Source organism: Halorhabdus tiamatea SARL4B, assembly GCF_000470655.1.
Lineage (GTDB): Archaea > Halobacteriota > Halobacteria > Halobacteriales > Haloarculaceae > Halorhabdus > Halorhabdus tiamatea.
Genome location: NC_021921.1, coordinates 2,172,653 through 2,190,871, shown reverse-complemented (window position 1 = coordinate 2,190,871; position 18,219 = coordinate 2,172,653). Strand labels below are relative to the sequence as shown.

Sequence of the window (18,219 nt, the reverse complement as noted above, 5' to 3'; positions counted from 1 at the left end):
TCGACCAGTTCTGTTTCAATCGTTTTTGAAACCGCTAGCTATATGCCACCGCACGTTTTAGATTAGTTTGAAATGGTGGTCAGACAGTGGCACTGGTGACACTGCTCGTCGAAATACTCCGGGCAGGGATCGACGAGACACTGTCGTACCTGACGTTGCACGTCGTCACGTGCCTGGTGCCCGCCTTCTTCGTCGCCGGGGGGATCTCGGCGATCCTCTCGGATCACTTCGTTCGGAAGTACCTGAGCGCGGACGCCCCGAAGATCCAGGCGTACTCGATCGCGTCGGTCTCGGGCATCGCGCTGGCGGTGTGTAGCTGTACGATCTTGCCGATGTTCGCCGGCCTCTACAAGAAGGGCGCGGGGATCGGTCCCGCGACGGCCTTTCTGTTCTCCGGGCCGGCGATCAACGTCCTCGCGGTCGTGTTCACCGCGAGTGCGCTCAGCCTCCCGCTCGGGGGCGCACGCGCCTTCTTCGCGGTGGCGATGGCTGGTGCGATCGGGCTGACGATGGCGTTGGTCTTCGGGAGCGACGACAGCGACAGTCCAGAGGGACAGTCAGTCGCCACCGATGGGGGAACGGTCGTCACCGAGCGCGAGCGCCCCCTGTGGGTGACGGGCGGCTTCTTCGGGACACAGGTCGCGATCCTGCTGATCGCCGCCACAGGGTTGCTGACCTGGGCGGTCAAGGCACCGCTGCTCGCGCCGCTGTTCGCCGTGCTGGGCTATCTGCTGTGGGCCAAATTCGATCGCAGCGAGATCGAGGAGTGGCTCCAGGAGACGTGGTTCTTCACGCGGACGATCTTCCCGCTGTTGATCGTCGGGACGTTCGTCATCGGCATCGTCGGCGCGATCACCGCCATCGCCCAGGGGATGGGTCCCCTGGAGACGATCACGAAGGGGGGCGAGACGTTCCTCGCCCACCAGGTCGCCCCCGGACTGCTCACCCAGGGCGTCTTCGGTGAGACGACCGTGTTGTCGGCTGGTCTCGGGTCGGTCATCGGCGCAATCCTGTACATGCCGACGCTGCTCGAAGTCCCGATCGTCGGGTCGCTGTTCGGGTACTCGCAGGGATTGATGGCCGACGGGCCGGCGCTTGCACTGTTGCTCGCCGGGCCGTCGCTGTCGTTGCCGAACATGCTCGTGATCTGGAAAACGATCGGCACGAAGCGGACGGCCCTGTACGTCAGTCTCGTCGCCGTGGCGGCCACCATCGCGGGCCTCATCTGGGGCCTGCTACTCGTCTGAGGTATCGCTATCGAACCACCACACGAACCAACACAACCCATGAAAATCGAAGTCATCGGCCCTGGTTGCCCCAGGTGCAAAGAGACAGAACAGCGCGTCAACCAAGCACTCGAAACCCTCGACGGCGTCGAGGCGACCGTCGAGAAAGTCGAGGGCCAGATGGAAATCATCGACCGCGGTGTGATGCATACGCCCGCCGTCGCCGTCGACGGTGAAGTCAAGACCGAAGGAGACATTCCGGACGTCGATCGGCTGGTCGACGTCTTCGAGTCGGTGTAGATGTCAGCCGGAACGAATCGAGAGGTCTGCGGTCTGTGAAGCCGGCGCAGATACTGATTTGTGTCTGGATCCCGTGAAACTACGTACACGAATGTCGTCACAATCGAAGGACTACCGGGTCGACCGAGAGACGATGGCCGACCTGGAATCGATCGTCGAGGGGAGTGACCTCGAGACCGCCGTGGATATCTTCGAGGCACTGTCAGACGAGCGTCGCGTGACGGTGATGCGATTGCTCGGCGAGTCCGACCTGTGTGTCTGTGATCTGGTCGAGATTTTCGACATCGAGTACTCGAAACTCTCCTATCACCTCAAAGTGCTCAAGGACGCAGGGCTGGTGAGCACAGATCGTGACGGCAACTACGTGACGTACCAACCGACCGCTTGCGGGAAGGACGTCATCGACGTGATCCAGCAGTTCGAGTGAGACGGCCAGGGAGGATCACTCGGCCGGGCCGAACCACTCGTCGAAGAGTGCCGAAACGCGTGCCTCGACCTGCTCGCGGATCTCACGGACGCGCTCTTGGTCTTGTCCGTCGGGATCCGGCAACGCCCAGTCACGAACCTCGACGTCGGCCTCGAGTTCGAGCGTCGAACAGCCCATCGTCGCGACGACGTCACACTCGTTCAACGCTGGGGTCGAAATTTCGCGGGGCTGACGATCCGCGAGATCCATACCGATCTCGGCCATCGTCTCGACCACTTCGTCGTGGACCGAATCGGCCGGATGGGTCCCGCCGGTGACGATCTCTACCTCGTCTTCGAGCCCGCGGCGCTCCCGCTCGCGCTCGGCGAAAGCCGTCGACATCTGGCTGCGGCCCGCATTCTGGACACAAATGAATCCCAGTTTCGTGGTCTCTCCGGTCATCGACCAGGGGAAGTGGCCCGCAGAACGAGTGCCTTGCTATGACGGAGATATAAAGATGGTCAGATCGACACACTCACCGGTTTCTCGTGGTCGTTTGCCGGATTTCGATCGACATGGCGAGGTCTGCCGAATTCTACTGACCGCACCCGGAAGCACTGACGAAAGAGCGTCCAACTGGAAAGCAAACGCCCGGTTGTGGCGATAAAAAAGTCAACTGAACCTCCAGAACAGGTATGAAACCCTCCCGCCTACACCCACGTATCCATGAATCGGCGGCAGTTCCTCGCTGGCGCAGGGTTCGCCCTTTCGGGACCGGTGAGTGGTTGTCTCGGGGAAGACGGGATTCCAGACCGGACAACCACTGGAGACGGCAAGGGCGATAGTCCCACCGAACCCGACGGCGGATCCGACACGCCAGTCCTGACGGGATATAACGTAAGCGACCAGTCGGTGACCGTCGACCTGAACGACTGGCGATACGAACCCGGTGGGGTGTTGCTCGGCAGTCAGGATGTGGCACTGCATTACTTCGGCGACACCACCGCCGAGACGTTCGTCGAAGAGACGGACTTCGAAGGCGGTGAACGGCTCCTGTACGTCCGTGCGGTCGCGCGCCAGACGTGTTACGAACTCCGCCTGAACGGCGAGCCCCAGATGACCGACGACGTGGTATCGGTGTCGGTCGGGATCAACCGGACATCCCCAGCCGATGAGCCTTGCGGTGATGCGATGACGCCGGTAGCGACGCTGATGCAGCTGTCCTTCGATCCAGCGGGACCACCCGCAGACGTGGTGACGGTCGTGGCTGGTGAGGCGGATGCGCTCCGACTGGAAGTCGAACCATAAGTGCGTGCCCCGTTCACGGCCGGAAATCGCAACGGTTTCGATGCCGACGACTCATCTCTCATCCATGTACGAGGCCATCGTCTTCGACAACGACGGCGTGCTGATGGAGTTGACGGAGATGGACCTCCACCGGCGGGCCGCCCGCGATGCGTTCGAAGCCGTCGGCGTCGCCGATCCCGCTGACGAACACGTCGAAGCGATGAGCATCGGCGTCACGGTTCCGAAGCTTCACGCTGTCTGTGATCACTACGGCCTCGATCCCCCGGAGTTCTGGCGGACCCGAGACGACCTGATGGCTCGACGCCAGCAAGCGGCCATCCGCCGCGGCGAGAAGGGCGTCTACGACGACGTCACGGCACTGGACGCGCTGGATCGACCCGCCGGAATCGTGAGCTCCAACCAGCAGGCGACCGTCGATTTCGGGCTCGACGCGTTTGATCTTGCCCGGCACTTCGAGACCGTCTACGGTCGGGAACCCACCGTCGAGAGTCTCCGACGCAAGAAACCCGCGCCGTACTACATCCAGCAGGCTCTCTCGGATCTCGGAACGGCAGACGCACTCTACGTCGGCGACAGCGAGACCGACGTCGAAGCGGCCCATGCCGCGGGCATCGACGCGGCGTTCGTCCGTCGACCCCACCGCGCTGGCGAGAACCTGTCGGTCACACCCGAATACGAGATCGACGGGCTCGCGGATGTGCCGCAGATTCTCGACGGAGAGCCGCCCGCAAGTGATTGAGAGACCCCGGCAAAAGTCAGGCGCTGCCGGAGACGAGATGCAGGCCGACGATGCCGACGACAATCGTCCCGATGAAGAAGATCCGCGCGAGCGTCGCCGGTTCGTCGAAGAGGACGATCCCCAGCGACGCCGTCCCGACGGCCCCGATCCCGGTCCAGACTGCGTAGGCCGTCCCCACGGGGAGTTCCTTGACGGCCTGGGCCAGCAGAACCATGCTGATCACGAGCGCGACAGCTGTCCCGAGCGTCGGCAGTGGTTTCGACAGGCCATCGGAGTATTCGAGCCCGATCGCCCACGCGACCTCGAACAGCCCAGCCACGAACAGGAGCCACCAGGACATCACTGCCCGGCTAGGCCATTCCGGCGGATGAACGTGGTGGTCTACAACGGCGTCCCGCAAACGGAGGGAACCAGCACTATGGCAGTAAAGCGGGCATACGGCGGCCGACGGCCGCCGTTTCCCTGCTGGCGAAGCCAGCAGGTGTTTTTGGTCCAGCTTTTTGCGAGGTGGGTGCCCGCAGGCTCGCTTCGCGAGCCGAGGACACCCACCGAAGTAAAAAGGTGGTCTCTTAGTCGTCAGCAACGAGCGGTCCGGACTCCGTCTCGACCAGGCGGTCGATGGCCTCGACCATGGCCTCGACGGAGGCCCGGGTGATGTCGGCGTCGCTGCGGGCGACCGTCACAGAGCGGTCGCCGCGGGACATCTCGACTTCGACGGTGACGACGGCGTCGGTCTGACCGGTGATCGCGTCGACGTGATAGGAGTCGAGACTCCAGTCGACGTCGTGGCCGAGGGCGGCCTCGACGGCGTTCATCGCGGCGTCGACGGGGCCGTCGCCGACCGAGGCCTCGGTACGCTCGACGCCGTCGACCAGCAGGCGGATGCTGGCGGTCGGGGTGCCGCTGCCGGCGACCGTGTTCAGGTCGACGAGTTCGATCCGCCGTTCGCGTTCGCGGTCCTGGACGTCCTCGGCGATGGCGAGCAGGTCGGCGTCGGTGACGCGTTTGTCGCGCTCGCCGAGGTCCTTCACGCGCTCGAAGACGGCGTCGAGTTCGTCGTCGGAGACGTCGATGTCGTGTTCAGCGAGCGCCGCGTTCACCCCGGCCCGACCGGCGTGTTTGCCGAGCGCGAGACGGCGCTCCCGGCCCACCTTCTCCGGCGGGTAGGGTTCGTACATCGCGTCGTCCTTGAGCGTGCCGTCAGTGTGGATACCGCTCTCGTGGGTGAAGGCGTTCTCGCCGACGACGGCCTTGTTCGGGGCCAGCGGGATGCCGGTCTTGTTGGCGATGAGCTGGGCGAGGTCGTGGACCCGCGTGAGATCCATCGTCTCGACGCCGTAGCCGTGATCTAAGGCGATGGCGACCTCCTCCAAGGCGACGTTGCCCGCCCGCTCGCCGATGCCGTTGATCGTCCCGTGGACGAGGTCGGCACCGGCCGCCAGCGAGACCAGGGCGTTGGTGACCGCCAGCCCGAGGTCGTCGTGGGTGTGGGTGCTCGTCGGCCCGAGGTCGGCGAGTCGCGAGACGGCGTCTAGCGTCCGGTCGGGCGTCGCGTGACCGACGGTGTCGGCATAGCAGACCCGATCCGCGCCGGCGTCGAGGGCCTCGGCCATGAGTTCCTCGAGGAAATCCAGGTCGGCCCGGGAGCCGTCCTCGCCGATCACCTCGACCCAGAGGTCGTGATCGGTGGCGTACTCCACAAGGGCTGCGGTATCAGCGATGACATCCTCGCGGGTCGTCCCGATCTTGTCCTCGATGTGACGGTCACTGGCCGGGACGACGAGGTGGACGCCGTCGACGCCGGTCTCTAAGGCGAGGTCGACGTCACTCTCGACGTTGCGGGCGAAACTCGTGACCGTCGCGTCGAGATCGAGGTCAGTCACGCGCCGGATCGTCTCGCGTTCGCCCGGCCCGGTGACGGCGCTGCCGGCTTCGATGACGTCGATACCGGCGGCGTCGAGTTCGCGGGCGATGTGTGCTTTCTCCGCGGGCGACAGCGATACCCCGGGTGCCTGTTCACCGTCTCGAAGCGTCGTATCGAGCAGTCCGACGTCCGAGAGCGATTCGAGTGGCTCGGTCGCGGGATGCTCGCCGAACAGTCCTGGCAAAATTCGGTCCTCGCTACGCTGGGCGAATTTCGCGCCCAGCCGCCTCGCGGCGACTTCCTCTATCCTCACTCGTCGGGTAGTCCGACATTGTATCTCTCGAAATGTGCTCGACGTTCATGAAGATACTGGTCCCGGTCGAGTCCCTCGGCTACCCACGTCTCACGTCTCGTCGGATTCGACGACGACCCGATCCCCAGTCTCGACGCCATCGGCCGCGCCGGGCGGTAACTCGATGACGCAGTCGGCGCGTGCCAGGCCGAAGCCGATCCAGGGCCGGAGTGTCTTTACCTGCTGGACGCGATCGTCACTGATCCAGAGCACGTCGATCGCCGTGCGGACGAACAGCATGTCGATGTCTCGCCGGCCCGCGTGCCCGAACGGAAACACGAGCGCGTAGTCGTCGGGAAGCGATCGGCGAAACCGGAGTCCGCGGACTTTCGCCAGCACTCCCTCGGCCATCTCGACGTCCGTCGCCAGCGTCCGATTCTCGCCGCCGTCCGCTGGCTCGTGCACGACGCGCATATTCGACGGTCGAAAGGCGGGAGAATAACGTTAGGGGTTGTCCGTCGACGGCCCCTCCCGGATGGCGTATCGGTTTTTAACTTCGACGCGTAGAGGGGTATATGAAGAAGACGGACGCAGGGACGACTGTCGGCGTCGCAGACCCCTACGCGTACGTCGAGCGTTGCGATCACTGCACCGACGACGGACGGTGTCGCTTCGCCGTCGAACGCGGCGACGCCGACCCCGAATTCGCCGACGAGTTGAGCGGCTGTGACTTCCGGTGTCCCGTCGTCGGCGACGCCCAGGAGACCGGATTGACGGGACCGTGGGACTGGAAAGACTGTCCGCACATGCGGGCGCGAAACCGTGACCGCGAGTGTGCCCGCTGTGGTCTCGAAGAACGCCGGTCGGCTCACAGCGACGAACGCCCCCTGCTCGAAGAGCACCACCTCTCTTACGCCGAGAGAGACGGTCGGGCCGCGGACCGAAGACGACCGGCCGACAGTTCGGGGACACCTGACCCGCTGGCCCACGAGATCACGATCTACAGGCGGGGCAGGGCGAGTGCCTCGGGGTCGTACGGAAATCAAAGATTTCCGTGATGACGAGACGCCTCCGGCGTCTCGAACCACTTGACCCCGAGGGTGAAGGCCGTAAGCCCCGTTAAACGTGTTCCGTTCGCTCGATGTACTGTTCAATCGTATCGGTCGAAACGTCACCAGCCGTCCCGACGTAGTACGATTCCTCCCAGAACCCACCGCCCCACAGGTATTCCTGTAACAGAGGTTCGTGCTGTTGCCACATCTCTCGTGCTGTAATGCTCTTGACTGTCCGTACAATCTCGCTCGGGGCGTATTTGGGATGTGCTGACAGAAACAGGTGTACGTGGTCGGGTGAGATGTGCAACGACAGAATCTCGTAGTTGTAGTCGTCGCACACCTCTCGAAAACTCGATTCCAGTGAATCTTCTATCACACCCAGTATCGGGTGTCGGTACTTCGGACACCACACAAAGTGGTAGTTGACGTTGTATACTGTGTGGTTTGACCGTTTCTCGCCCATACAGACAGTACGTGGACAAGACTTAAGCATTTCAGTGAATAAGCAATACGTGTGAGATGACTAAACGACTCACCGTTGACTTCGAGGACGAGTTATACAAGGAGTTCTCGAAGCAGTGTATCGACGCTGAGAAAACCAAATCCGAAGTCGTGCGTGGACTCGTCAAAGACTGGCTCAACGAATCCGAAGAATGACCGACTCACAGGCTCTCGTGAAGACGCTGGATTTCCAACTGAACATCCAGAGTGACAACGAGAGCCTGCTGTACGACGCTACACTCGAAGCACGGTCGGCGTACAACGAAACCATCCGCCTCGCCAAGCAGGGGGTGGACTGGGACACGATTCCCGACCGCGTGGCCGACGACGCCGACCTCGTGAAGAACACGACACAGCGCGTCGTCGCCAAAGCACTCGGCGCGATGGAGAATTACTACGAGTACGACGACTTCGACCAACCGAGCCACACCAAGGACGGCGCGTACCCGCTCCGAGCGAACTACGAGGAAGGATACAACCTGTCGCTCACCGACGACGGCGACGTGACGTTCCGCATCAGCGCGAAGCCCTACAATCACGTCAAGGGCGTACTCGAAGGTGACGACGCCCACCTCGACATTCTCAAGACCGCTCTCACGAGCGACGAGTGGAAGATTGGGACGGCAGAAGCCCTATTCCACAACGATAACGCCGAGTTGCACGTCAACGTCACCAACACCGAGCAGACCGTTCGAGACAAACAAGACTCACGGACGGTTGTCGGCGTGGACGTGAACGAGGACAACGTAGCGTTGACCGCGCTCTCCGAGGATGGCGTCGAGGACACATTGGTCATCGACTTCGCCGAAATCAAGTTCGAGCGTCACCGCTACTTCACGATGCGAAAGCGCGTGCAGAACGCCGAGAAACCGAGTATGCATGATACGCTTGAAGGACGGGAAGAACGGTTCGTCCGTGACCGACTCCACAAGGTGAGTCGTCACATCGTGGAGTGGAGCCGTCAGTTCGAGAACCCGTGCATCGTCTTTGAAGACCTCAAAGAGATGCGCGAGAGTATCGACTACGGAACGCGGATGAACCGACGCTTGCACCACCTGCCGTTCCGTGCGCTTCAATACTACACGTCGTACAAGGCCGCCTTCGAGGGCGTGCCAACGGCGTGGATTGAGCCTGAATACACGAGTCAGCAGTGTCCGCTGTGTGGACATACAGAACGGGCGAACCGCCGCAAAAAACGGTTCAAGTGCCGGTCGTGCCAGCATCAAGACCACGCCGACCGTGGTGCAAGCGTCAACATCGCTGTGAAAGGTATCAAGAAGCATCAAGACTGGAATGTGCCTGCTCTCAACAGCCTTCCCCAAGTCAGGAAGGTGTCGAACGAGAGACGGAGTCTCTCGTGATCCCGAAAATCTCCGATTTTCGGGCGACGACGGCAGGCATCGGGGGCCGTGGACGCCCCGACCGTGACCTCGGATACCGCGAGAGGGCATCATCCCGATGGTATCCGAGGCGTGTCCGACTAATCCACGGGAAGCCTCGGGGTCGTACGGAAGACAAAGTCTTCCGTGATGACGAGACGCTTCGCGTCTCGAACCACTTGACCCCGAGGCAGTTCACCTCTGTCGGTGGTGTCACGCGAAGGTCCACGACTCCTGGGCGAGCGTCGCGGACCCAGCGTCGCCCGACCCCGAGGCGATCGCCGCCCGGGAAGCCCGGCGGAGTCGGGAGCAGGCGGAACTGGGCTTCGAGTCGGCAGCCGACCGGCGCGACGACGGCGGCTAACGGGGTCGATTCGAGTGTCTGTCTGACCACTCTCGCCCGAGTTATCACGTATGATAATCTCCCGGTCAACCATAAGTAGCCACTGGGAGAACGCCAAAACTGCGAGAGAATGGTGGTCACGAAACGGGCACTCGGCGCAAATTACGTCACCGGGACGGGACTCCTCCTGTGTGGGCTGTTCGTCCCACTACTGGCAGGGCGGACTATCGACCCCCCGGCCGCGATCGTGGGGGGACTCGGCGTCCTTGCGGCGGCGGCGCTGGCGATGTCAGGCTACTGGCTCGATCACGTCGGGCTGACGGGCGAGCAGGTCTGGCGGGTCGCGATCCACGCTGGCCTCGGAATCGGGATCGTCACGCTCGGGAGCCTGCTGGTCCTCGTCCTCACACGAGTCCCAGACCCGGGGACGTCTGAAACGACGCTCCTGATGAGTTCGATTGCCCTCGGTGGGACGGGCGGGGCAGTAGCCGGAACGATTCGGGAATTCGACCGCTCGACGACGACGCTCACCCGAAGCACCGAAGTGCTCTCGCGTGTCCTCCGGCACAACCTCCGCAACGACATGACGGTCATCCTCGGACAACTCGACCGTCTGGAGAACGACCCAGACGACACTTTCGAGCCGGCACGTTCGATCCGGGCCACCGTCGGAGACGTGGCCGCGCTCTCAGAACAGGCCCGGCTGGTCGAACTCGCCGTAATTCGTGACAAGCGCCGTTGCCATCCAACAGACGTCGTCGCGTGTGTCAAAAGTGTGGCCGAGACGGCACAACCCGACCCCAGTCTCGCCGTCGAGACAGACCTTCCCGAGGCGGCGTGGGCCCAGGCCGACTGGATGCTCGAGACTGCGATCGAACACGTCCTCGAAGCTGTCCGCCCGCAGGACGAGGAACCGACAGTTTCGATCAGTGTCGAGCAGACCGACGCTGGCCGTGTGTCGATCCGGATCGTCGGCGGACAACTCACGCCGGCAGCGATCGAAACGCTCGAAGACGGAACGGAGACTCCGCTCAAACACAGCGAAGGGCTGAACCTGTGGCTCGTCCGATGGATCGTCCGTGGCTACGGCGGGACGATCACCGTCGAGGAAGAATCGTCTGCGGTGACGCTCCAGGTCCAGCGAGCGATGCCGGTCACGTTCGGCGAGTAGCGGGCCGTCACTGTCGACCTGTTTCCGGGGATATAAATTCACTTCCCCGTTAGCGCCAGGTATGACTCGCATCGACGTGATCGACAACCACGGCCAGTTCACCCACCTCGAGCAACGGGCGTTACGGGACATCGGCGTGGAGTCGTCGCTGATCGACAACACGACGCCACCTGAAGAGATCGATGCCGACGGCCTCGTGCTCTCGGGCGGCCCCTCGATGGACCGGATCGGGAACAGCCCCGAGTACCTCGATCGCGACATTCCGGTCCTGGGCATCTGTCTCGGGATGCAGCTCATGGCGGTCGAACTCGACGGGGCAGTCGGGGAAGGCGATTACGGCGGCTACGCGGACGTGACCGTCGAGATCCTCGACGACGCAGACCCCTTGGTCGGCTCGCTCGCACCCGAAACGCGGGTCTGGGCCAGCCACGCCGACGAGGTCACGCAAGTCCCGACCGGCTTCGAGCGAACCGCGACCTCCGACGTCTGTGACGTCGAGGCGATGAGCGACACCGACCGGGATCTCTACGGCGTCCAGTGGCATCCGGAAGTCGCCCACACCGAGGAGGGCGAGGCAGTCTTCGAGAACTTTCTGTCCATCTGTGAGTGAGTGGCCCGTTGTCGCAGCGACCGTAATCGACGAGCACCAAAACGGGTGGTGGGTTCTGCGTCCGAACCGCGTCCACGCCGTACTCTCAGTCATAGATCCTATCGGAATAATTCGAATTTCAATAATGAAAAACCATTTGTAGGTAGGCGGTGTCTGCCGGTGTATGACGGCGGGGGATGACACGCACACGCTGAATCGACGTCACGTACTCAAATCGATCGGGGCTGGGGCGGTCGGCACCACGAGTGTACTCAGCGCGAGGTCAGTGATAGCTGACAGCGACGGAACTCATTACTCGAATCCGCTGTACGGACCTGACTTCGCGGACCCCACGATCCACCGTGCGGACGATGGGACGTGGTGGGCCTACGCCTCGAACATGAGCTATATTGACGACGCCGACGAGGAGTTAGTACCGATCCTCTCCTCGCCGGACCTCGTCAACTGGACGTACGAGGGCGAGGCGTTCGACTCCCGACCAGGCTGGCTGTATGGATCGATCTGGGCACCCGACGTCCACTACCACGACGGCCAGTGGGTGCTGTTCTACGCCCTCTGGCCGCGCGGAGACGACGACAGTCAAGTACCCGGAATCGGGGTGGCCACGGCAGACACGCCCGATGGCCCATTCACGGACCATGGCGAGATCCTCTCCAACCCGGATCACCCCTATCCTGGCAACACGATCGACCCGTACTTCGTCTTCCACAACGAGACACCGTACCTCTTCTGGGCCAACTTTGCAGGCATCAACGTGGTGGAACTCACCGACGATCTACGGGACTACCGGGCAGGGACCTTCGACCAAATCGCCGGAAGCGCCTACGAGGGGCCGGCCATCTTCAAGCGAGGGGACTACTGGTACGTGTTTGGCTCCACCGGCGATTGCTGTGATGGCTTCGACAGCACGTATGAAGTGGAGGTCGGGCGGTCGGAGTACTTCCTCGGCCCGTACCACGACCGGAACGGCACCCCGATGCTCGAGCGTGACGAGTGGAACGCGGGGCCGACTCACCTCGGTGACAACGATCGCTTCGTCGGGCCGGGCCACGGAGACGTAACGGTCGATGACGACGGCACCTACTGGTTCGTCTATCACGCCTACGACACCGAGGGACCGGCGTTCGTCGACAGCGGCTGGCCGCCGGCACGGCAACTGTTCGTCGATCCGATCCGGTGGGAGGACGGGTGGCCCATCATCGGCTGTGACGGAACGCCGTCGATCGAGATGCCCATCCCCGGCGAAGGGGGCTACTGCAGTGGCAGTGACGACGGGACTGGTGATGGCGGTGGCGATGGGACAGATGACAGATACGAGACGTGGTCGGACACCGACGACCCGTACTACTCGACGCTCGTCAGTGATCTCGAGGGATACAACCTCGCCAGCGCGGGCCAGTTCGTCAATGGCAACGAGGAGGCGACAGTCTGGGATACCTACGAGATCGACGGCGGCAACGCCGACCGACTCGAGCGGTCGTCACTGGCCGTCAGCGACGAGGTGCCGTTCTCGGAGGCGGCCCGCTTCGAGGTGACCGACACACCGGAGAACCCGTGGGAGATCACCCTCAAGTCCGTCGGCGAGCGTGAACTGGAGAGCGGGCACGTCCTCCTCGGTGTCGCGTACATGCGCACGCCCGATGAGGAAGCCTCGGTGACCTACAAGTCGACGGCGTCTAGCAACGAGTCAGACAACTACGTTACCCGGGCCCAGCCGCCACTGGATACCGAGTGGCAGCGATACTACTTCCCGATCGAGTTCGGCGTATCGGCCGCCCCCGGCGAGTGGTGGACCGAGATCTGGCTGGGCGCAGCGGCCCAGACAGTCGACATCGGCGGCCTCGCAGTGATCGACTTCGCCCGGGGGGTGCGAGCCGACGACCTTCCAGTCGGAGAGGACCCCGGAGAGACGGCGGTCGAAACCGATGACGGCACCGAGACGGTCACGTCCGGCGAAAGCGAGGGTGAGCAAGATGACGACGAAACCAGCGATAGCGAGGGGACGCCGGCCGATGCACTGCCCGGCGGCGAGGGGTCGTCCCAGGATCTGGACGGCGACGGCCTGTACGAAGACGTCGACGGGGACGGCGACGCCGATATCAGCGACGTCCGATCGCTGTTGACTAACTTCAACAGCGAGATGGTCCAGGAACACGCCGACGCCTACGACTTCGACGGCGACGGCGGCGTCGACGTCGGCGACGTACTCGCGCTGTACCGGCGCAGCTACCGTAGCGTCACGTAGACTCCGAGTTTCACAGCGGCTGAGTCACAGTCAGGTACTTTTAACCCCTGTCGGGCGAACCTTCAGTTGCAATGACGACGACGCAGGGCAATCTCGCCGGCCTCTCTCGATATATCTTCCGTGCCCCGCGGTGGTACTCCAGTATCGGGTTTGCGCTGCTGATCGCGGCGCTGGTGGGCGTCGCGGCCTTCGACTCGCGGTACATTCTCGAGGACGCCTGGCAGGGGATCTTCTACATCGGCTTGCCGACGCTTGCCGCCGGCGTCCTGACGCCGCCGGTCGATCGGCTGATCGGCGGCCAGTTGACGCCGAGTCGGGCCTCGCTGCTCGCACTCGGCTGTGAGTTGCTCGTCATCGCGATCATGACCAGCGCAAGTCTCGTCGCCGCGCTCACGTCTCTCGGGCAGATATTCGTCTTCGACGCCCTCCTGTTCGCGCTTGCAGCCATCTTCGCCGTCCGGCTCCTGGTCGTGATGGCCGTCTCGCGCCACCGACTGGCTGTCGCCGCGATTCCGGCGAGCATCCAGACGGTCGCCGCCGCCGTCCTGTTATTCGTCTACAGTGGAACCATGCGCTACCTGGAGATCGGTGGCCCTCTCGCCAGGTCGTACCTCTCGCGGCCCGAGCAGGCCCCGCCGGAACTCCTGGTCGTGTTACCGAACGATTTCCTCGTGCTAGCGCTGCTCTGTCTGCTCTATGCGATCGCAGTCTGGCTGTTTCTCGTCGTCATCGACTGGCCCTGGCGGCGGAGCCTCGGCGTCAGCGCCCTGGACTTCCTCGAGGGCTTCATCGGCCACATCGCCGAAGGCTCGAACGAACTCGAGGAGTTCTTCGAGGAGATCGGCGAGGAGGCGCTCGTCCCGGTGACGGTCCTTTCGTTTCGACGGCCCGCCGGCGAGGAGAAAGCCCGGTTCGTCCTGCCGATGATCCACCCTGGCCCGATGGGTGAGATCGGTGGCGGCAACCTCCCAAAGCGGATCGCCCAAGAGGCCGACGGCCTGGGCTTTCCCCCACACGCCACTGCCGGGCATGACTTCAATCTCGTGACCGAACGGGAGGTCGAGACCGTCCTCGACGCCGCCGAGCAAGCCCACGAACGCATCGAGTATTCCGAGACGGCGACGGCGGGCGAACGCATCGCGGAGGGCGAAGCGACGCTGACGGGCCAGGCTTTCGGCGATCACGCGCTCGCGACCGTGACGTTCTCGCCCGGGTACGCAGACGACGTCGAGTACGCTGTCGGCCTCTCGGCCGCCGCCGAGGCGCGCAACGGCCACCTCTCGGAAGTGATGCTCGTCGACGCCCACAACTGCAACAACGGCCTCGACGGCGAGAACCTGGGACACGTCGTCCCCGGCGGCGAGCGCTCCTTCGACCTGATCCACGGTGCGGACCGCCTCGGCGAGGCGCTCGCGGCAGCCGATCAGGGAACGCTTCGCCTCGGGACGGCCCACGAGGAGACACCCTGGGAACCCGAAGACGGGATCGGCCCGCTTGGCGTCCGGGTGGCCGTCGTGGAAGTCGAGGGTGAGACGACCGCGTATGTACTGATCGACGGCAACAACATGGAACCCGGACTCCGCGAGGAGATCGTCGCCGCGATCGACCAGGTCGACCTCCTTGAGGTGATGACCTCTGACACCCACGTCGTCAATACGGTCGAGGCCGAAAACCAGGTCGGCGATCAGATTCCGGGCGCGGAACTCATCGACGTGATCGACGGCCTGGTCGAGGACGCACTCGCCGACCTCGAACCCGTCGAGGCCGGGATGGCAAGCGAACAGGCCGAGGTCACGGTCTTTGGCACCGATCGGACCGAAACGCTCGCGAGTACCGCCAACGCCGTCGTCTCGCTCGGCGCGCCGCTGGCCGGCATCTTCACCCTCGCCGTCGTCGCGATCAGCCTCCTGCTGTTCTTGTTGACGTGAGCGGCGACTCGCATCGCTCGGCAGGTTGTGGCGAGAAAAACGCCGAGGGAGCGATGTCAACTACCCCACCCTACTTCGCTGGTGGAGGGTTCCGTCAGACGTGGTCTGACGACGTGCAGGCCGTGGGCCTGCACTGGGGCTTGTCCGTGAACTCAGCCTCGAACCCATCAGGGTAGGCGGTAAATCCGCCGTTCGGCGTCACTGTTCCAGACTTTAGGGCGAGTTGACTGTCGCCCGTCCGCCGAGACGACTGTTGGCCTTGACGGACATGTCGTAATCCGATGTTCTTCGCCGCATTGTAATCTGCGTTCGCCTCCAAATCGCACTTCTGACACCGAAAGTCGCTACGGGTCGGGCGATTCTCGTCAGCCGTGAAGCCACACTCGGCACACCGCTTGGAAGTGTATGCCGGATCAACCTGTGTTACCGCGATGCCTTCTGCTTCGGCTTTGTACTCCACCTGTTCGTACAACGTTCGGAACGCCCATCTGTGCCCCCACGACGCTCCGGTGCGGTCGCGGATGTGGGCTAGGTCCTCGAACGCGATTATATCGCATCCGTGGCGGAGTGCTTCATCTACAATGGCGTTTGACGCCCGGTGGAGTACGTCACGCACGTATCGAAGTTCCCGATTACTCGATTGTTCAAGTGTTCGGTGAGCGCTCCGGGTGCCGGTTTGTTGGAGGCCGGCACGTACCTTTTCGAACTCGTGGAGATTGTGGGTTAACTCCCGCCCGCTAAAAAAGGAGGCAGTACTTGTGACGGCGAGGTTCTCGATGCCGAGGTCAACCCCGAGGACCGTTCCGTCCTCGGCGGTGTTCCGTTCGGTATCGGTCTTGTGTCGGCGGAAGCCGATATGCAGGAAGTAGTCGCCGTCACGGGCAGTGAGCGTGCTTTCCGTGACGGTCCATATGTCCGAGTCGAGGTACTGCCGTTGGTAGCCATCATCTGATTCGGGGAGAGCAAGTTTACACCGGACACGACTCTCTGTTGTGGAGAGCGACACCGAATCGTCGTCAAACAGGGTCATCGTTCGGGCGTCGAACTTTACCGTCGGAGCGGTGAAGGATGGCTTGCTTACCTTCTTGCCGTTCAACCGGCGTTCGATACAGCCGGTGATGGCTTGGGCGGCTTGGTGGGTGGCGAGAATCGCATGCTGACTCCCGAGGTCAGTGTGTTCGCGCACGTCGTCGTAGGCGAGGGGCTGTACGTCGCTTTTTGTGTTACACTTGCCCCACGCCATGTCGGTGGCGATCTGGCAACCACGCTTCCACTCGGAGATCGTCTCTTCGAGGAGGTCGCGTTGCTCGTCCGTGACTTCGAGACGTGTGATTGCCGTCCGACGCACGTATTCGTCTGCCACGTATTCAACACATGTAGATTTACACTTATATGTTTCTATATTTGACAGAAGAGTGCGCGCTCATCCCCACTTTACTCATCGCTTCAGTTACGGTTTCTTCCGCGTATGCGACGAAAGAAGGCTATCGCCTCGAAACCGCGGCGTAGAACGCCGCGTACTGTCCCCTGAAAGAAGCCGTGGGCGGAAGGAAACTCCGCGCCACCTCAATTGAACGTCTCTCACTCCCGTTCGCTCACCTCCCGCTGGAACGTTCAAATCTCTATCAGTCGTTCTTCCGACCAAGTGATCGCGACATGCAAAGCAGTCGCTTGCAAGTGAGTTCGCGAGAAGCGCCGAGGGGGAGATTTGAACTCCCGAGTCCGTGAGGACACCTGCTCTCGAGGCAGGCGCCTTGGCCAGGCTAGGCTACCTCGGCTCATGCTCCGGTAGTCCGGTTCCGTGTTTATCCGTTTCGATCTGGACGCACCACGGCAGTCCGCCGACGACGACCCCGACAGGCCCTACCACGAAAACTAAGGGTGCGTGGAGCGACCATCGGTCCATGGACGTCTCCGAGGCGAGCGATACGTGTACCCGGCTGCTGGACGAACTCGAATCGGCGATCATCACCGACCAGGAGTTCCTCGAAACGGTTTTGCTCGGGGTCCTCGGTCGTGGGCACGTCCTGCTCGAGGACGTCCCCGGGACGGGCAAGACGCTGACCGCCCGGAGTCTGGCGAAAGCGCTCGGGCTCTCGTTCTCGCGCATCCAGTTCACGCCGGACCTGCTGCCGACCGACGTCACCGGCACCCACGTCTACAACGAGCGCGACCGGACCTTCGAGTTCAGCGAAGGCCCCATCTTCGCGAACGTCGTGCTGGCCGACGAGATCAACCGCGCACCGCCGAAGACGCAGTCGGCGTTGCTCGAAGCGATGGAGGAGGGACAGGTCACCGCCGGCGGCGAAACCTACCAGCTGCCGACCCCGTTTTTCGTGATCGCGACCCAGAACCCCATCGAGATGGAGGGGACGTTCGAGTTGCCCGAAGCCCAGGTCGACCGCTTCGCGATCAAGGCGACGATGGGCTATCCCGACCTCGACGGCGAGGTCGAACTCCTCCGACGACGGGCCGGCCGCGACGACCAGAGTCCAGCGGTCGAGACAGTCCTCGACGCCGAGTCGGTGACGGCCCTCCGGGGCGTTCCCGAGACAGTCCGCGTCGAGGAGGACGTCCTCGAATACATGGCCGCGATCACGCGGGCGACGCGCGAACACCGTCACGTCGAGGTCGGCGTCTCGCCGCGGGGGAGCCAGCGACTGTTCGAGGTCGCGCGGGCGCGGGCGACACTCTCGGGGCGTGAGTACGTCACGCCCGACGACGTCAAACGCGTCGCACGCCCAGCACTCGCCCATCGGCTCGTCCTCACGCCCGACGCCAGGGTCGACGAGGTGGCGAAGTCCTCGGTGATCGACCGGATCCTCGAGGAGGTTCCCGTCCCGACGGTCTGA

The 18,219-nt window shown here is 63.1% G+C and carries 17 protein-coding genes, 1 tRNA gene and 3 pseudogenes; 14 read left to right on the top strand and 7 right to left on the bottom strand.

Going from position 1 to position 18,219, the window contains the following annotated elements:
• Positions 1–86 precede the first annotated feature (86 nt).
• The 3 genes from HTIA_RS10745 to HTIA_RS10735 all read left to right on the top strand — a co-directional run bounded on the left by HTIA_RS10745 (position 87) and on the right by HTIA_RS10735 (position 1,953).
• Positions 87–1,247, top strand: a complete 1,161-nt coding sequence (locus tag HTIA_RS10745; protein WP_008525908.1) for a permease — start codon at positions 87–89, stop codon at positions 1,245–1,247.
• Positions 1,248–1,286: 39 nt separating this feature from the next.
• Positions 1,287–1,526 carry a thioredoxin family protein gene (locus HTIA_RS10740; RefSeq protein WP_008525909.1) on the top strand — a complete coding sequence of 80 codons (240 nt, stop codon included), beginning with the start codon at positions 1,287–1,289 and terminating at the stop codon, positions 1,524–1,526.
• Between the two features lie 91 nt (positions 1,527–1,617).
• Positions 1,618–1,953 (top strand): ArsR/SmtB family transcription factor, encoded by a 336-nt coding sequence (locus HTIA_RS10735; RefSeq protein ID WP_008525911.1) that lies wholly within the window; start codon positions 1,618–1,620, stop codon positions 1,951–1,953.
• 15 nt (positions 1,954–1,968) lie between these two features.
• Here the strand turns inward: HTIA_RS10735 and HTIA_RS10730 are convergent, their stop codons facing one another.
• Positions 1,969–2,394, bottom strand: a complete 426-nt coding sequence (locus HTIA_RS10730; protein WP_008525912.1) for an arsenate-mycothiol transferase ArsC — start codon at positions 2,392–2,394, stop codon at positions 1,969–1,971.
• Between the two features lie 264 nt (positions 2,395–2,658).
• Here HTIA_RS10730 and HTIA_RS15480 point away from each other — a divergent pair, with 264 nt between their 5' ends.
• Together HTIA_RS15480 and HTIA_RS10720 are read left to right on the top strand one after the other, a co-directional pair.
• Positions 2,659–3,240 (top strand): hypothetical protein, encoded by a 582-nt coding sequence (locus HTIA_RS15480; RefSeq protein ID WP_008525913.1) that lies wholly within the window; start codon positions 2,659–2,661, stop codon positions 3,238–3,240.
• A 64-nt stretch (positions 3,241–3,304) separates the two neighbouring features.
• On the top strand, positions 3,305–3,979 hold the full coding sequence (locus tag HTIA_RS10720) for an HAD family hydrolase (protein ID WP_008525914.1): 675 nt from the start codon (positions 3,305–3,307) through the stop codon (positions 3,977–3,979).
• Between the two features lie 16 nt (positions 3,980–3,995).
• Here the strand turns inward: HTIA_RS10720 and sugE are convergent, their stop codons facing one another.
• The 3 genes from sugE to HTIA_RS10705 all read right to left on the bottom strand — a co-directional run bounded on the left by sugE (position 3,996) and on the right by HTIA_RS10705 (position 6,609).
• Complete coding sequence (gene sugE / locus HTIA_RS10715; RefSeq protein WP_008525915.1) at positions 3,996–4,319, bottom strand: quaternary ammonium compound efflux SMR transporter SugE; 324 nt, start codon at positions 4,317–4,319, stop codon at positions 3,996–3,998.
• Between the two features lie 229 nt (positions 4,320–4,548).
• A complete protein-coding gene (locus HTIA_RS10710; protein WP_008525916.1) occupies positions 4,549–6,087 on the bottom strand; it encodes a (R)-citramalate synthase in 1,539 nt (512 codons plus the stop codon).
• A gap of 159 nt (positions 6,088–6,246) precedes the next feature.
• The gene (locus HTIA_RS10705; protein ID WP_008525917.1) at positions 6,247–6,609 is read right to left on the bottom strand and encodes a DUF192 domain-containing protein; all 363 of its coding nucleotides are present in this window, start codon (positions 6,607–6,609) and stop codon (positions 6,247–6,249) included.
• Positions 6,610–6,710: 101 nt separating this feature from the next.
• On the opposite strand from HTIA_RS10705, the pseudogene HTIA_RS10700 reads away from it, so the two are divergent.
• Positions 6,711–7,139, top strand: a pseudogene (locus HTIA_RS10700) (DUF7097 family protein); the annotation flags it as partial.
• Between the two features lie 115 nt (positions 7,140–7,254).
• Here the strand turns inward: HTIA_RS10700 and tnpA are convergent.
• The gene (gene tnpA / locus HTIA_RS10695; RefSeq protein ID WP_008525921.1) at positions 7,255–7,653 is read right to left on the bottom strand and encodes an IS200/IS605-like element ISHti1 family transposase; all 399 of its coding nucleotides are present in this window, start codon (positions 7,651–7,653) and stop codon (positions 7,255–7,257) included.
• Between the two features lie 56 nt (positions 7,654–7,709).
• Here tnpA and HTIA_RS15920 point away from each other — a divergent pair, with 56 nt between their 5' ends.
• The 7 genes and pseudogenes from HTIA_RS15920 (at position 7,710) to HTIA_RS10670 (ending at position 15,367) form a co-directional block, all read left to right on the top strand.
• A complete protein-coding gene (locus HTIA_RS15920; RefSeq protein ID WP_008525922.1) occupies positions 7,710–7,847 on the top strand; it encodes a plasmid partition protein ParG in 138 nt (45 codons plus the stop codon).
• Positions 7,844–9,175, top strand: a pseudogene (locus HTIA_RS10690) (RNA-guided endonuclease InsQ/TnpB family protein). The gene HTIA_RS15920 and the pseudogene HTIA_RS10690 overlap by 4 nt, the downstream one beginning before the upstream one ends.
• 88 nt (positions 9,176–9,263) lie before the next feature.
• Positions 9,264–9,434, top strand: a pseudogene (locus HTIA_RS17525) (DUF7097 family protein); the annotation flags it as partial.
• A 109-nt stretch (positions 9,435–9,543) separates the two neighbouring features.
• Positions 9,544–10,584: an ATP-binding protein gene (locus tag HTIA_RS10685; protein ID WP_008525925.1), complete on the top strand. Its 1,041-nt coding sequence runs from the start codon at positions 9,544–9,546 to the stop codon at positions 10,582–10,584.
• A gap of 61 nt (positions 10,585–10,645) precedes the next feature.
• On the top strand, positions 10,646–11,194 hold the full coding sequence (locus HTIA_RS10680) for a GMP synthase subunit A (RefSeq protein WP_008525926.1): 549 nt from the start codon (positions 10,646–10,648) through the stop codon (positions 11,192–11,194).
• A 163-nt stretch (positions 11,195–11,357) separates the two neighbouring features.
• A complete protein-coding gene (locus HTIA_RS10675; protein ID WP_008525927.1) occupies positions 11,358–13,439 on the top strand; it encodes a family 43 glycosylhydrolase in 2,082 nt (693 codons plus the stop codon).
• Between the two features lie 71 nt (positions 13,440–13,510).
• Positions 13,511–15,367: a DUF2070 family protein gene (locus HTIA_RS10670; RefSeq protein ID WP_008525928.1), complete on the top strand. Its 1,857-nt coding sequence runs from the start codon at positions 13,511–13,513 to the stop codon at positions 15,365–15,367.
• 94 nt (positions 15,368–15,461) lie between these two features.
• On the opposite strand, the gene HTIA_RS10665 is transcribed toward HTIA_RS10670, so the two are convergent.
• Positions 15,462–16,730 carry an RNA-guided endonuclease InsQ/TnpB family protein gene (locus tag HTIA_RS10665; RefSeq protein ID WP_021029576.1) on the bottom strand — a complete coding sequence of 423 codons (1,269 nt, stop codon included), beginning with the start codon at positions 16,728–16,730 and terminating at the stop codon, positions 15,462–15,464.
• A 330-nt stretch (positions 16,731–17,060) separates the two neighbouring features.
• A tRNA-Ser gene (locus HTIA_RS10660) sits at positions 17,061–17,145 on the bottom strand.
• Between the two features lie 126 nt (positions 17,146–17,271).
• Between HTIA_RS10660 and HTIA_RS10655 the strand changes: the two genes are divergently transcribed.
• Positions 17,272–18,219, top strand: a complete 948-nt coding sequence (locus tag HTIA_RS10655; protein ID WP_008525930.1) for an AAA family ATPase — start codon at positions 17,272–17,274, stop codon at positions 18,217–18,219.